The 14255-nt window shown below is 72.2% G+C and carries 12 protein-coding genes and 1 tRNA gene; 5 read left to right on the top strand and 8 right to left on the bottom strand.

Annotation, left to right across the window (positions count from 1 at the left end; translation table 11 throughout):
• Positions 1-732, bottom strand: coding sequence for a helix-turn-helix transcriptional regulator (locus tag HZU84_RS11405; RefSeq protein WP_149504119.1), 732 nt, complete (start codon positions 730-732; stop codon positions 1-3).
• A 307-nt stretch (positions 733-1039) separates the two neighbouring features.
• Between HZU84_RS11405 and HZU84_RS11400 the strand changes: the two genes are divergently transcribed.
• On the top strand, positions 1040-3088 hold the full coding sequence (locus HZU84_RS11400) for a S8 family peptidase (protein ID WP_180692915.1): 2049 nt from the start codon (positions 1040-1042) through the stop codon (positions 3086-3088).
• Positions 3089-3127: 39 nt separating this feature from the next.
• On the opposite strand, the gene HZU84_RS11395 is transcribed toward HZU84_RS11400, so the two are convergent.
• Positions 3128-3871, bottom strand: coding sequence for a SapC family protein (locus HZU84_RS11395; protein ID WP_180692914.1), 744 nt, complete (start codon positions 3869-3871; stop codon positions 3128-3130).
• Positions 3868-5175 carry a hemolysin family protein gene (locus HZU84_RS11390; protein ID WP_149504122.1) on the bottom strand — a complete coding sequence of 436 codons (1308 nt, stop codon included), beginning with the start codon at positions 5173-5175 and terminating at the stop codon, positions 3868-3870. Before HZU84_RS11390 ends, HZU84_RS11395 begins: the two co-directional genes overlap by 4 nt.
• Positions 5176-5240: 65 nt before the next feature.
• Here HZU84_RS11390 and HZU84_RS11385 point away from each other — a divergent pair, with 65 nt between their 5' ends.
• The 4 genes from HZU84_RS11385 to HZU84_RS11370 all read left to right on the top strand — a co-directional run bounded on the left by HZU84_RS11385 (position 5241) and on the right by HZU84_RS11370 (position 7964).
• On the top strand, positions 5241-6062 hold the full coding sequence (locus HZU84_RS11385; RefSeq protein WP_149504123.1) for a symmetrical bis(5'-nucleosyl)-tetraphosphatase: 822 nt from the start codon (positions 5241-5243) through the stop codon (positions 6060-6062).
• A gap of 19 nt (positions 6063-6081) precedes the next feature.
• Positions 6082-6171, top strand: a tRNA-Ser gene (locus HZU84_RS11380).
• A 61-nt stretch (positions 6172-6232) separates the two neighbouring features.
• The gene (locus HZU84_RS11375) at positions 6233-6622 is read left to right on the top strand and encodes a phosphonate transporter (protein ID WP_149504124.1); all 390 of its coding nucleotides are present in this window, start codon (positions 6233-6235) and stop codon (positions 6620-6622) included.
• Between the two features lie 31 nt (positions 6623-6653).
• Entirely contained in the window at positions 6654-7964 is a 1311-nt protein-coding gene (locus HZU84_RS11370; RefSeq protein WP_149504125.1) for a GGDEF domain-containing protein, read from the top strand.
• A gap of 11 nt (positions 7965-7975) precedes the next feature.
• Here HZU84_RS11370 and HZU84_RS11365 read toward each other — a convergent pair whose 3' ends face one another.
• From HZU84_RS11365 to HZU84_RS11345, 5 genes are all read right to left on the bottom strand, one after another.
• Positions 7976-9355 (bottom strand): TolC family protein, encoded by a 1380-nt coding sequence (locus HZU84_RS11365; protein WP_149504126.1) that lies wholly within the window; start codon positions 9353-9355, stop codon positions 7976-7978.
• Positions 9355-10626: a beta-barrel domain-containing protein gene (locus tag HZU84_RS11360; protein ID WP_149504127.1), complete on the bottom strand. Its 1272-nt coding sequence runs from the start codon at positions 10624-10626 to the stop codon at positions 9355-9357. Before HZU84_RS11360 ends, HZU84_RS11365 begins: the two co-directional genes overlap by 1 nt.
• A 1-nt stretch (position 10627) precedes the next feature.
• Positions 10628-12880: a type I secretion system permease/ATPase gene (locus HZU84_RS11355; RefSeq protein WP_244954289.1), complete on the bottom strand. Its 2253-nt coding sequence runs from the start codon at positions 12878-12880 to the stop codon at positions 10628-10630.
• Positions 12877-13365: a class I SAM-dependent methyltransferase gene (locus HZU84_RS11350; protein ID WP_037477993.1), complete on the bottom strand. Its 489-nt coding sequence runs from the start codon at positions 13363-13365 to the stop codon at positions 12877-12879. The genes HZU84_RS11355 and HZU84_RS11350 overlap by 4 nt, the downstream gene beginning before the upstream one ends.
• A 74-nt stretch (positions 13366-13439) precedes the next feature.
• The gene (locus HZU84_RS11345) at positions 13440-14252 is read right to left on the bottom strand and encodes a DUF5672 family protein (RefSeq protein WP_180692913.1); all 813 of its coding nucleotides are present in this window, start codon (positions 14250-14252) and stop codon (positions 13440-13442) included.
• Positions 14253-14255 lie beyond the last annotated feature (3 nt).

The raw sequence follows: 14255 nt of genomic DNA, 5'->3' as shown, positions 1-14255 counted from the left end.
TCAGGCCGCGCGCCGCACCGGCATCGCGTCGAGTTCGGCCTCGATCACCCGCATCGGCACCTCGCGGGCCCGCAGCTCCAGCCACTGCACCGCGCGCACCGAGGGCACCGGAATGCGGCACAGCGCCTCGCGCTCATGGCACCAGGCGTCCAGCAGCCAGATGCCGCCGTCATGGATCATGCGCAGCGGCGAGACGATGCGCTCGCGCTCGCCGCCGCCATCGTCGAGCGCGATCGTCAGCCGCAGGCGCCGGCGCTCGAGCACCGCGCCGGCCAGACGCTCGAAGCTGCGCCCGCGCACCGGCTTGCGCACCGGCGGCACCACCCGCAGCCGGCGCACCAGCTCGCGCGCCTCGCTCTCGCTGGTGCCGAGCATGCCCTGCAGCCGCTCGAGCACCGGCTGCAGATGCCGGCCCATGCTGCTCGAGCCGCCCAGGCTGTCGAGCAGCTGGTGCATCGTCAGCAGCGCATGGATCTCGCGCTCGCTGAACCACACGCCCGGCGCCGCGGGCTCGGCACCGCGCCGCAGCGGCCGACCGGTGCCGGCAAAGCGATAGCCGTTGCGCTCCCGGTCGTAGACGATGGCCGCATCCATGCGGGTGCGAAGATGGTCGAGATCGCGCTTGAGCGTGGCACGCGAGATGCCCAGCTCGGTCATCAGGTCGGCAAAGCTGACGCAGCCACGGCTGCGGATCAGCAGCTCGATCCGGCAGAAGCGTTCCGTGCGTTCCATGTGGACTTCCCCTGGTTGGTCCTGCTTGTGCGAGTCGCCGGACACACGCGCCGGGCTCACCTCATGAGCCTGATGTTAGTCGCCGTTTATTCCGATTGAGGAATCAATTGACCCCGCATTCAAGGGATGGAAGCACTCGACAGCAACACCCGCGCCAAGTCTTTACGCCGCGTGACAAGGGGGTGCCGGGCCGGGAACAGCGCGAGACAAATGGCTACACACCCGCCAGGCGCTTCATTGCCCGGCAACAAGGCCGACAAGCAGGCAGGCCTAAACTCGTCCGATCCCCGAGATCGCCCCCACGATGATGACGACCCGCCCCACCTCGAACACGCTGGCCACCCTGACCCTGTCGGCGCTGTCGGCGCTGTTCCTGACCGGCCTGGCCCCGCAGGCCCTGGCCGGCACGGAGCGCACGCCGCTGCGGGCCGCCACCCTGCCCGCCGAGAGTGCGCAGAGCGCCGAGACCGCGCGGGTGATCGTGCGCCTGCGCACCAGCAGCCGGCTGGCCTCCACGCTGTCGGCCGGCACCCGCGCCACCGTGGCGGAGCTGCGCCAGGCCCAGGCGCTGGGCAGCCGCCTCGGCCTGACGCTGCAGGACGGCCACAGCATCGCCCCCGACATGCAGGTCATGACCGCCAGCGGCATGAGCAGCGCGACGCTGGCGCGCCGGCTCGCGGCCGACAGCGAGGTGCTGTCGGTCCATGTCGACCAGCGCCGCCGCACTCATGCCGCGGTCAGCGATCCGCTGTACGCCGGCGGCAGCGGCTTCAGCCCGGCCAGCGGCCAGTGGTATCTGCGCAGCGCCTCGAGCACGCTGGTGTCGGCGATCAATGCCGAGACGGCCTGGTCGCTGACCACCGGCAGCGCCGGCGTCATCGTCGCGGTGCTCGACACCGGCGTGCGCTGGAATCATCCGGATCTCGACGGCAAGCTGGTGGGCGGCTACGACTTCATCTCCGAGTCGGTGATCGCCAACGACGGCGACGGCCGCGACAGCAATCCGGCCGATCCGGGCGACTGGATCAGCAGCACCGAGAACAGCAGCGACGCCACCCTCAAGGGCTGCGGCGTTTCCGACAGCAGCTGGCACGGCACCCAGATGGCCGGACTGATCGGCGCGTCCACCAACAATGCCAGCGGCATGGCCGGCCTGGGCCGCCATGTGCGGGTGCTGCCGGTGCGGGTGCTGGGCAAGTGCGGCGGCTATGACTCCGACATCATCGCCGGCATGCGCTGGGCCGCCGGCCTGACGGTGCCGGGCGTGCCCGCCAACCCGAATCCGGCGCGGGTCATCAGCATGAGCCTGGGCTACCCGGACGACAGCGCCAGCGGCTGCACCGCTGCGGACCCGTATTCGGTCGCGGTGGCGGAAGTCCATGCGGCCGGCGCGGTGGTGGTGGCCTCGGCCGGCAATGACGGCCGCAAGGTCAACAAGCCGGCCAACTGCCCCGGCATCATCTCGGTGGCCGGCCTGCGTCATGCGGGCACCAAGAACGGCTTCTCCAGCCTCGGCCCGGAAGTCAGCATCGCCGCGCCGGCCGGCAACTGCGTCAACCTCAGCGGCGAGTGCCTCTATCCGATCCTGAGCACCAGCAACGCCGGCACCACCACCCCGTCCTGCCCCACCCACACCACCGGCGGCAGCGACGCGGCGGTCGGCACCAGCTTTGCAGCCCCGCTGGTGTCGGGCACCGCGGCGCTGATGCTGGCGGCCAACCCGGCGCTGACGCCCGCCCAGGTGCTGTCGCTGCTGAAGTCGAGTGCACGCGGCTTTCCGAGCAGCGGCGCCGGTGTCGGCGTGTCGAGCTGCGTGGCCGGCATCAGCACCGACCAGGACGAGTGCTACTGCACCACCGGCACCTGCGGCGCCGGCATGCTGGATGCGGGCGCTGCGGTGCGCGCCGCCGCCGGCACGCTGCCGATCGCGCGCATCGGCGAGACGAGCACCCGCATCGACCTCGGCAGCGCAACGCTGCTCGACGGCAGCGGCTCGAGCGTGGCGGCCGGGCGCACCCTCGCCGGCTACGGCTGGGCGCTGGGCGACGGCACGCTGGCACGCTTCAACGGCACGACCGGCGGCTCGACCGCCTCGGTCTCGGCGCTGGGCAGCGGCCTGGTGGCGGTCACGCTGACCGTCGGCGACAGCGCAGGCGCCAGCGCCAGCAGCTCGGCCGTGCTGCGCACCGGCCCGGCCCCGAGCGCCACCTGCGGCACCGACAGCAGCGACGGCGCCGGCACGCCGGCCTCGTCCACCACGGAAGACAGCGGCGGCGCGCTGGGCGAGGGCTGGCTGGCCGGACTGGCGCTGATCACCGCGCTGCTGGCGGCGGTGCGCCGCCGCGCCCGGGCCTGAGTCTGAGCCTGAAGACGCAGGCCCAGGCGTTCAGGGACTTCAGGCGCTCAGCCGGGCGGCGAGCGTCTGCACATGGCCCATCGAGACCCGGTGCGCATGAATGACCGCCATCAGGCCGCTGCGGTGCAACTCCAGCACCGCCTCGTCGGGCAGCGTCGCCAGACGCTGCTCGTCGATCATGAAGAAGCCGGTCGCGTTGAGCCGGCGCCCCCCGACAAGCTCGCCGCGGATCTCGCCGCCGCGCAGCAGGTCCAGCGCCACCAGCCGGTCGCACAGCGCGCGGGTGCGCAGCGTGTCGCGCTCGTAGCGCTCCAGGAAGGCCAGCGTCTGCTTCAGGAACTCGGTCGGCTGGCCGTCGTCGGCGATCAGGCGCTCGCCCTCCGCCGTGTTGAAGCCGGGCCAGGCGGCGTCGACGGCCAGCGTCGGCGCGCCGTCGTCGGCGGTGGCGTAGGCAAACGGATAGCGGCGCAGGAAGGCGGGAATGGTCGTGCCGATCCAGCGCCCGTCGGCGTCGATGCAGAGGTTCTCGCCCTCGCTCAGGCCCAGCAGCGCCACCGGTGCGACGCGGGTGCGGCCCTCGCCGTCGCGGCCGGCCGGCACGAAGGCCAGCGGCAGCTCGCGTGCCAGCGACTCGAATTCGGCGAAGGTGACCGGCACCGCATTCAGCGCGGCGGCGATGCGCCAGTCGGTGACCGGCACGACCCGGCGGTCGGCATGCTGCTCGCGGGTCAGCAGCACCGGATGGTGGTAGAGCGTGCCGGATCCGGCGGCGGACGATGTCATGTGGTGGGCTCCTCGGCGGGTTCCTCGATGCGGCTGGCCAGCACCTTGTCGACGCGTTTGCCGTCGAGGTCGACCACCTCGAAGCGCCAGCCTTCCCATTCGACCGCGTCGGCGGTCTGCGGCAGCCGGCCCAGCAGCAGCATCACCATGCCGGCCAGGGTGTTGTAGCGGCCGCGGTCCTCGTCGGGCAGCAGCTTCAGGCCCAGGCGGTCCTTCAGCTCGGGCACCGGGATCAGGCCATCGACCAGCCAGGAGCCGTCGGCGCGCTGCACCGCCCAGGCATCCTCGGCCTGATGCGGCGTGAACTCGCCGGTGATCGCCTCGAGCACATCGCGCAGCGTGATCACGCCCTGCACGACGCCATACTCGTCGACCACAAAGACCATCTGCACCGGCGAGCCGCGGAAATGCTCGAGCAGTTCCATGCCCGAGAGCGTCTCGGGCACGAACACCGCCGGCTGCATCGACTCGAGCAGCACGAACTCGCGGCTGCCGGCGAGCTGCATCAGCAGCTGGTGCGCGGTCACCACGCCCAGCACCTCGTCGAGGCTGCCGCGGCAGACCGGATAGCGCGAGTGGCCATGCTCGGTCAGCACCGACAGGATTTCCTCGCGCGGGGCGGCGACATCCAGCCAGGCGATGTCGCCGCGCGGGATCATCATCGAGCCGATCTGGCGGTCGTCGAGCCGGAAGACATTGCGCACCATCAGATGCTCGTGGGCCTCGATGACGCCGGCGTCCAGTCCTTCTTCCAGGCTGGCGGCGATCTCCTCCTCGGTCACGCCACGGCTGCCGGTGTCGCGCACGCCCAGCAGCTTCAGGATGGCCTGGGTCGTGCCCGACAGCAGCTTGACGAAGGGGCCGGCGGCCACCGACAGCCAGGCCATCGGCTGAGCGACCAGGCGCGCCACCGTTTCCGGATACATCTGGCCGACGCGCTTGGGCACCAGCTCGCCGAAGATGATGGTGACGAAGGTGATGATCACCACCACGAAGGCGGTGCCGATCACCGCGGCGATGTTCTCGGGCACCGGGAAGTTCTCGATGATCCAGGCCGAAAGCAGTCCCGAGAAGGCCGCCTCGCCGACGATGCCGTTGAGCACGCCGATCGAGGTGATGCCGATCTGCACCGTCGAGAGAAACTGGGTCGGACTGTCATGCAGCGCCAGCGCGGCGCGGGCGCCGGCATCGCCGGTCTCGGCCATCACCTGCAGCCGCGCCTTGCGGCTGGCGGCCAGGGACATCTCGGACATGGCGAACACGCCATTGAGCAGGATCAGCGAGAAAAGTAGAGCTAGGTCCATGACAGGCACGGCAAGGCACGCCGCGCCGGAAGTTGAGGCCCGGCGAGCGTAGCAGAATCCGGGCCATGATTTACCTGATCGGCGACCTGCAAGGCTGCTGCGACGCTTTCGAGCGACTGCTGGCCACCCTGGACTTCTCCCCCTCGCGCGACCGTCTCTATCTGCTGGGCGATCTCGTGAACCGGGGCCCGTGCTCGCTGAAGGTGCTCGAGCGCCTGGCCGGCTTCGGCGACGCCGCCACCTGCCTGCTGGGCAACCACGACCTGCACCTGCTGGCGGTGGCGCACGGGGTGCGTGCGCCGCACCGCTCCGACACGCTTGGCGAGATTCTCGCCAGCCCGCGCCGCGAGGCCTGGCTGGACTGGCTGCGCCAGCAGCGCCTGGCGGTGCAGGCGCACGGCTGGCTGATGGTGCATGCCGGCGTCGTGCCGCAGTGGGATGCGGCGCAGACGCTGACCCTGGCCGCCGAGGCCGAGGCGCTGCTGCGCGGCCCCGACCTGCCCGGCTTCCTGCAGGTGATGTACGGCAACACGCCGGCACGCTGGGACGACACGCTGGCCGGCCACGACCGGCTGCGGCTGATCATCAACGTGCTGACGCGCATCCGCTTCTGCGAGATCGACGGCACGATGGACTTCCAGCTCAAGGAAGGCGCCGATGCGGCGCCCGCGCACCTGCGCCCCTGGTTCGACATTCCCGGCCGGCGCACCGCGGGCACGCCGGTCGCGTTCGGCCACTGGTCGACGCTGGGCACGCTCGACCGCCCCGACCTGCTGGCGCTCGACACCGGCTGCGTCTGGGGCGGCCGGCTCACCGCCGCGCGCGTCGACGGCGGGCGGCGTGAACTTGTCGGCATCGACTGCGCACAGGCCCTCGCGCCGTTCTGACTACAATGGCGACCCTGCTGGAGGTGTGGCCGAGCGGTTTAAGGCACCGGTCTTGAAAACCGGCGAAGGGGGAACCCTTCCGTGAGTTCGAATCTCACCGCCTCCGCCAGCAGGCCCCCACCCCGGGCTGCCTCGGGCGCAGCCTCCGCCGTCAGTCAGGAAGCACCGACGTGAACGACGCCTCCCTCCCCGGCTTCGACCAGCCCGACCTGCTCGCCTCGCTCGAGGCGATGGACGACACGACGCTCGACGCGCTCGATTTCGGCGTCATCGGCTTTCGGCCCGACACCGTGGTGTGCCGCTACAACGCCTACGAGTCGCGCGCCGCCGGCCTGAGCCCGTCGCGGGTGCTCGGCCTGCCGCTGTTCTCGGTCGTGGCGCAGTGCATGAACAATTTCCTGGTCGCGCAGCGCTTCGACGATGCCACCGAGGCATGTCAGCCGCTCGACGCCACCGTCGACTTCGTGCTGACGCTGCGGATGAAGCCCACGCCGGTCAAGCTCCGGCTGCTGGCCGCACCGAGTGTCGAGCAGCGCTATGTGCTGATCCTGCGTCCCTGAACCGCCAGCACCGCAGGCCCGGAGTCGCGCGATGACGGAACCCCTGAACCCGGCGTCCGCGGGGACCGGTCCGGACACCGAACACCAGGAACTGCTGCAGCTGCTTTATGCGGCACCGGCAGGCTTGGTCCAGATCGATGACGAGGGACACATCCTGCTGGCCAGCGCCGCAGCAGCACAGATGCTGCTGCCACTGTCGGCTGGCCGCGAGCTGGCCGACCTGTTCGCGCTGCTGGCCCCGGCGATGCCCGACCTGGCCCTGCGCGCACGCAGCGGTCACCCCGGCGAGCTGCTGATCGATGGCGAGCCCCTGGCACTGCGTGTCGGTCCCGAAGGCAGGCAGCGCCCGCTGGTGCTGTCGCTGACGCTGCGCCGGCTCGCGGCGCACCGGCTCGCGGCGGTGCTGTCGGACATCACCGCCCAGGTCGAGCGCGAGCGCCGGCTGCGCCAGAGCGAGGCCTGGCTGAACGCGGCGCTGACCGGCATTCACGACCATGCAGCGGTCGGCCTGGATGCCGAGGGCCGCATCGCGCACTGGTCGGAGTCGGCCGCACGAATGACCGGCTTCGCCCGCGAGACGGTGCTGGGCCGGCCGGCGACGATCTTTCATCCCGGCGGCGCCACCACGCCGGAGCGGCTGCTCGACCGCCTGCACGAGGCGCGCGCCGACGGCTGGAGCATGGACGAGGGCTGGCTGCTGCGCGCCGACGGCCAGCGCTACTGGGGCAGCACGATGATCGTGCCGATCAGCGGGGTCGGCGATGGCGACACGCCTGCAGGCTTCAGCCTGGTGCTGCGCGACATCAGCGACCGGCGCGACGCGCACGAGCAGCGCCGCCGCGCCAGCGAGACCGATCATCTGACCGGGCTGGCCAACCGGCGTGTCTTCTTCGAGGCCGGCCGGCGCGAGATCGAGCGTTTCCGCCGGGCGCCGCGCCCGCTGGCGCTGCTGGTGCTCGATGCCGATCATTTCAAGCGCATCAACGACCAGCACGGCCATGCCGCCGGCGACGAGGTGCTGCGCCAGCTCGCCGGCGTGATGCTGCGCTCGCTGCGCCAGGTGGATGTGCCGGCACGCATCGGCGGGGAGGAGTTCGCGGTGCTGCTGCCCTCGACCGGGCTGGAGGGCGCACGCCTGGTGGCCGAGCGGCTGCGCCGCGCGATGGCCGCCGACACGGTGACTCGGGCGGACGGCACCGTGATCCGCTACACCGTCAGCATCGGCCTGGCGCTGATGCAGGCCGGCATCGCCGGACTGGAAGAGCTGCTCGAGCGCGCCGACCGGGCGCTGTACGCAGCCAAGGCCGCCGGCCGCAACCGGATGGTCGTCGACGGCGAATGAGCCGAGGCGCCTCAGCGCGGCGCCGGCTCGGCCCGGAACGGCGCCAGCCAGGCGCGCAGCCCCGCCCCGGCGGCCTGCATCTGCAGCAGCGCCATCAGATGCTCATGCTCGGCCTGGGCGCGTGCGATCTGCAGCTGGGCATGATCGTTCTCGGCCGAGATCAGGTCGAACAGCGAGCGCCGGCCCAGCCGCGCCCACTGCTCGCGGGTGGCGCGGCGCAGCAGGTCGCTCTGCGCGAGCAGCTGGCCGATCTGCTGCTGGCGCAGCAGCGCCGCCTGCGCGGCGTCGTGCAGCACCTGGAGCTGGCGGCGGCGCTCCTCGAGGCGGGCCTCGCGCTGCATGCGCGCCGCGGTGACCCGCTCGATCGCGGCCTGCACGCCGGCATCAGCCGCGCCGGCGTCGGCCAGCACCAGGCCCAGCGTCAGCCCGGCATTCCAGCCGGTGACCGAGCTGCCCTCGCGCCGGCTGGCCGAGGAGCCGATCTGCCAGGCCAGCTGCGGCGCATTCGCCGCACGGACGGCCTCGACCTGACGGTCGAGCGCCTCGGCCTGGCGCTGCAGCTGGCGCAGCTCGGCCGCCTCGGGCAAGGTCTCGATCAGCCCGGCCAGCGGCGGCAGCGTCTCGAAACCCGCCAGCGGACCGGACGGCAGCTCGGCGGCCGCCTCGGCCGCCGCGTCGCCGGCCAGGCTGCGCAGGCGCAGCTCCGCCTGGCGCAGCTGCGTCTGCACCTCGGTGCGCGACAGCTCGGCCTGGCGCAGGCTCTTGCCGGCCTGGATGCCCTCGCTGCCACGCCCGCGGTCCAGCGCGACGATCTCGCCGACCTGCCGCGCCAGACAGGCCATGCGCGCCACCTGCCGGTCCCAGACCTGCAGCTGGAGCCGCTGGCGACGACGCTCCAGCGCGGCCGCCACCGCCTCGAGCGCGACCTGTTCGCGTGCGGCCTCGGCGCCCAGCGCGCCGGCCTCGGACAGGCCCTGGTAATAGGCGGACTCGGCCTGGCGCCGGCCACCGTCGAGCAGAGGCGCCGACAGGGTCAGTCCCAAGCCATGCTGCAGGCTCGAGCCGGTCTGGCCGCTGCCGCGTGCACCGCTCCAGACGCCCGAGCCGGACAGGCTGAGCTGCGGCCGGCCGCCCGCCTCGACCTGCAGACGGTCCTGACGCCAGGCGCGACTGCCGGCGACCTGACCGGCCACCTCGGGGCTGCGGCGCACCGCCTCGTCGGCCAGCGCGGCCAGCACCGCGCGGGCATCGCGCAGCACGGTCGGCCGGGTGACGGATGCAGCCTCGCTGTCCTCGTCGCAGACGGATGACGGGGAAGACTGGGCCTGCACGCCCGGCACCAGCAGCATCAGGCCGGCCAGCACCACCGACATCAGAACCGGCCGCTTCATCAGCGCTCCCGGAAGGCCTCGCGGCCCTTGAGCATCGGCGAGATCAGGAACTCGAGCACGCTGCGCTCGCCGGTGCGGATCTCGATCGAGGCGGTCATGCCCGGCAGCACCGGCAGCGGCCGGCCGTCGGGGCCCTGCAGCGTCGAGACCCGGGTGGCCACCCGGACCCGGTAGTGGGTCTGCGGCTGACCGTTCGGGCCATTTCCGGCCTCGAGGGTGTCGGGGCTGATGTATTCGACCTCGCCCTGCAGGCCGCCGTAGCGGTAGTAGTCGTAGCTGTCGAGCTTGATGGTGGCCGGCATGCCCACCCGCACGAAGCCGACCTCCGAAGGGGCCAGCCGCGCCTCGATGCGCACCGTCTCGCCGACCGGCACCAGCTCGAGGATCGGGGCGCCCGCGCCGACGACGCCACCGCGCGTGGTGATGCGCAGGTTCTTGACGATGCCACGCACCGGCGCCTTCAGCGTGGTGCGCTGCAGCGCATCCAGCCGCGCCACCTGCTGCTCGCCGATCTGCGCCAGCTCGCCGCGCACCCGCAGCAGATCGGTGGCCGCGTCCTGGCGGAAGCGGTTGATGCGCTCGGCCATCTGCATCTGCAGGTCGTTGCGCTGGCGGTCGAGCCGCAGCACCTCGACCTCGGACATCAGGCCGCGCGCGGCCATCTGGCGCGCGGTGGCAAGCTCGGCATCGAGCAGCGCCAGGCTGGCGCGGCTGACCGCGATCGCCTCGTCGAGGCCGCGCCGCCGCGCCTGGAAGGCCTCGGTCTCGGCCGCGACCAGCCCGGCCTGGGCCCGAACCTCGCCCGGAAAGACCGGGCTGCGCCCGCCCGCCTCGGCCTCCAGCCGCGCGGCGGTGGCCTGCAGTGCGAGCTGGCGGGCCCGGCCCTCGTTCTGCTGCGCGGCGAAGCGGGTCGGATCGAGCCGCGCCAGCTCGGCGCCGGCCTCGACCAGATCGCCCTCGCGCACCAGCAGCTCGGCCAGCAGGCCGCCCTCCAGACTGGCGATGACCTGCTCATGGCCGCCAGGCGCCACCTTGCCGGGCGCCTTGGCGACGATGTCGACCCGCGCCTGCGCCGCCCACACGCCGGTGACGACCACGATGACGCACAGCAGGTAGAGCGCCCACAGCGCACGCGGCATCGGCTCGACCAGCTCGGCCTGGCGGCTGCCGTGCAGGAAGCGCTCGTCGCCGGGCATCAGCACGCCGGCGGCCGGTGGCGTCGCAGATCGCCGGCCGCCGGGCGCGGGGAAGGAAAATCGGGGCAGAGCCATGTCAGCAGACCTCCTCGGCGCGGGGAGCGGTCACGGCGGCCGCCGCAGGCGCGGCCGCTGCGGCAGGCGCCGCGGCCGGGCGGGTGCCGCTCAGGGCCTGCAGCACCGCCTGGCGCGGGCCGTCGGCGATCAGCCGCCCGCCTTCGAGCACCGCGATGCGCTCGACCAGCTCCAGCATCGCCGGCCGGTGCGTGACCACCACCAGCGTGCAGCGCGGCAGCGCCTGGCGCAGCTGGGCGACGAACTGGGCCTCGGTCTGCGCGTCCATCGCGCTGGTGGGCTCGTCCATCAGCAGGATCTGAGGACGCAGCAGCAGTGCCCGCGCCAGCGCGACCAGCTGTCGCTGCCCGCCCGAGAGCATCGCGCCGCCCTCGCCCACCGGCATGTCCAGGCCCATCGGATGCGCGGCCACCACCCGGTCCAGCCCGGTCAGGCGCAGCACTTCGGCCAGCCGGTCGGCGCCAGCCTCGCGGCCCAGCAGCAGGTTCTCCCGCACCGTGCCGCGGAACAGCCGCGGCTCCTGCTCGACCACGCCGATGTGGCGGCGGAAATCGGCCGGATCGAGCTGGCGCAGGTCCAGCCCGTCGATCTCGACCGCGCCGGCGGTCGGCTGGTAGAGACCGGCGAGCAGCCTCAGCACCGTCGACTTGCCACTGCCGATGCGCCCGAGCAGCGCGATGCGCTCGCCCGCCTGGATGCGCAGCGTGACCCCCGAGAGCGCCTGCGGCGCCTGGCCGGGCGGGCCATAGGCGAAGCCGGCATCGCGCAGCGCCAGCCGGCCTTCCAGATGCGGACAGGGCAGGAAGGCGCGGTGCGGATCGCGCTCGACCGGCAGCGCCATCAGGCGGTCGAGCATGCGCAGCGCCGCACGCGCACCCTGGTAGCGCGAGGCCAGCGCCACCACGCTGCCCAGCGGCGCGATCGCCCGGCCGGCGAACATCACCGCCGAGATCAGCGCGCCGCCGGTGAGCTGGCCGGCGCCGATCAGATGCACGCCCCAGACCAGCATCACGATGGTGACCAGCTGCTGCGCCACCATCGACACATTGTTGACCCAGCTCGACAGCGCCCGCGCCCGCAGCGCCGACTGCGAGACCTGCGCATGCGCCTGCTCGTACTGGCGCTGCACATGGCCCTGCGCGCCGGTGGCGCGGATCGTCTCGATGCCGTCCATCGCCTCGACCAGCAGGCCCTGCATGTCGGCCATCTGGTGCTGCTGCGCCAGCATGCTGCGCCGCATCAGGCCCTGCACGCCCACCGTCATCAGCAGGATCAGCGGCACCGCGATCACCAGCACCAGCGCCAGCGGTCCGGCCAGCAGCCAGGTCGCGGCGATGAACAGCGCGATGAAGGGCAGATCGCTGACCACCGACATCGAGGCCGAGGCGGAGAACTCGCGCACCACCTCGAGCTGGGCCATGTGGTGCGCGAAGGAGCCGGCCGAATCGGGCCGGTGCTCCAGCCGCAGCCCGAGCGACTGGCGCATCAGCACGCTGCCCAGCGCCAGATCGGCGCGCCGGCCGGCCTGGTCGATCAGGTGGCTGCGCAGCTGGCGCGCCACCAGATCGAAGCCGGTGGCCAGCAGCGCGCCGATGGCCAGCGACCACAGCGTGAGGGTCGCCTGGTGCGGAATGACCCGGTCGTAGACCACCATCGCGAACAGTCCGCCCGCCAGCATCAGCACATTGCTGAGCAAGGCGGCCAGCATCGCGCCGCGGTAATAGGGCAGATAGCGGCGCAGCGTGCGCCAGAACCAGTGGCCGTCCAGCGACTCGGCCGGCGCGTCGGCCGCCGAGCGCGAGGACAAGCCGCGCACGCCGAGCGACTCGCCCGGGCCGGCCAGCAGCATGTCGCCGTCGTGCAGCGCGCGCAGCGCCGCATCGTCCAGGCGCTGCGGGGCCGGCATCGTGCCGCCGGCATCGAAGACCAGCAGCTCGTGGATCCGGCGGCCATCCGCCTCGACATGGCGCGCCAGCAGCACCGCGGCGCGGCCGTCGCGCAGCGGCAGCAGCACCGGCAGCAGCAGCGCCAGCACCTCGCCGGCATCGCGCCTCACCCGCCCGGCCTGCAGGCCGGCGTGCTCGAGCACCTGGCAGGCGCCGGCGGGCGTGAGCGGACGCGGCACGCCCAGGCCGTCGAGCAGCGAATCGGCGCTGCGCTCGATGCCGTGGTGGCGGCAGAGCCAGTGCACCGCGCCGAGCAGCGCGTCGGCGCTGCCGGCCGCGGCCTGCCCGGACGGTGCGGCGGCGTTCATGCGGTCTTGCGCAGCAGGCTCATCAGGTGCACGCCGCGCCATTCCTGGCTGAGGATCTGGAAGCTGCCGCGAAAGCCGTACATCGAGGCCCACCGCACCTTGTCGTCGAAGTACAGCGGGAAGGTCTCCTCGGTGATGATGTTGACGTGGGTCGGATCCCGGAAGGCCGGCCCGTGCGGGAAGGCCGGCGTGAAGGACATGAACACGCCGCCGGGCTTGAGCACCCGGTGGATCTCGTTCATCACCTCGACGAAGGCGTTGCGGCGCTGCGGCAGGTAGATCAGGCGCGGCACATGCTCGAGGAAGTCGTGCGCGGTCACATAGTCGAAGCTGTCGTCCGGGAACGGGATCGGCTCGATGACCAGATCGGCCTTGACGATGTGCGCCTCGGCGTCGTCGCGCACGTCGATGCCGTAGACCTCCTGGGCGTTGAACGGGTTCTTGGGCTGCAGGCCGCAGCCGAGGTCGAGGGACTTGGTCGTCATCTGGTGTCGTCCTGTTCCGTGAATGAGGAGCGGCAGGGAAGAGCTCGGGGGCAGTCGGGCGCGCGCAGGGCCCCTCAGGCGGGCGTGGCCGGCGCGGCGGATTCGGCCAGCGGGCCGGGTTCGGTGAGCCGGGCCGGCGCGGTGGTGGCCTGCAGCGGCGGCGGCATGCGGAAGAAGCGGGCCCAGAAGTTCGGGCTGTACTTCCACCAGGCGTGGCCGCCCATCGGCGGGCGGCAGTCGATCGCGTGATAGTGCTCGGGCTGCAGCTCCCAGGAGAAGCGGGCGGCCTCGCGCTCGTTGGGCAGCACGAAGTCGGCCGACAGCAGGCCCATGATCGCGAAGTACAGGTCCTCGCTCGAGCCGGTGCGGCGGAACATCTCCAGCGCCTGCGGGAACTCGCGCAGCAGCGCCTGGCACTTGCGGATGCGCCGCAGGCTCAGGCCGCCGTTGCCCACCAGCGCGCGCACCGTCTTGGCATGCGGACCGCAGAACGGGTCAAGGTCGACCTTGACAGTCACGCCCTGGGGCCACGGCGCGCCGATGTAGTCGTAGGGGCGGCCCATCCAGTGGTCGAGATCGTCGCGCAGCAGGATCGCGTCGGTCTGCAGCACCAGCATGAACTCGTGCGCCGCGTAGCGCTCGTAGAAGGCCGGCGACAGCATCAGCAGGTTGTAGCCGGCGATCGACGCGAAATAGGCCGGATCGAAGGCCTCGAACGGGATGCCCGGATAGCGCAGCTGGTAGTAGCCGTAGTCCAGGCCGCGCGGGCCGATGAAGCGCACGTCGCGTCCGGCCAGCAGCGGCAGCGAATGGTCGAGCGAGAACTGCTCCAGCACCGACAGCAAGGGCTGGTAGATCGGGATCAGGACGATCGTCGAGGGGGTCATGGC

The sequence above is a fragment of the Sphaerotilus sulfidivorans genome (assembly GCF_013426975.1).
GTDB lineage: Bacteria > Pseudomonadota > Gammaproteobacteria > Burkholderiales > Burkholderiaceae_C > Sphaerotilus > Sphaerotilus sulfidivorans.
Note: the sequence above shows the minus strand (reverse complement) of the source record. Positions and strands in the feature narration are given on the sequence as shown.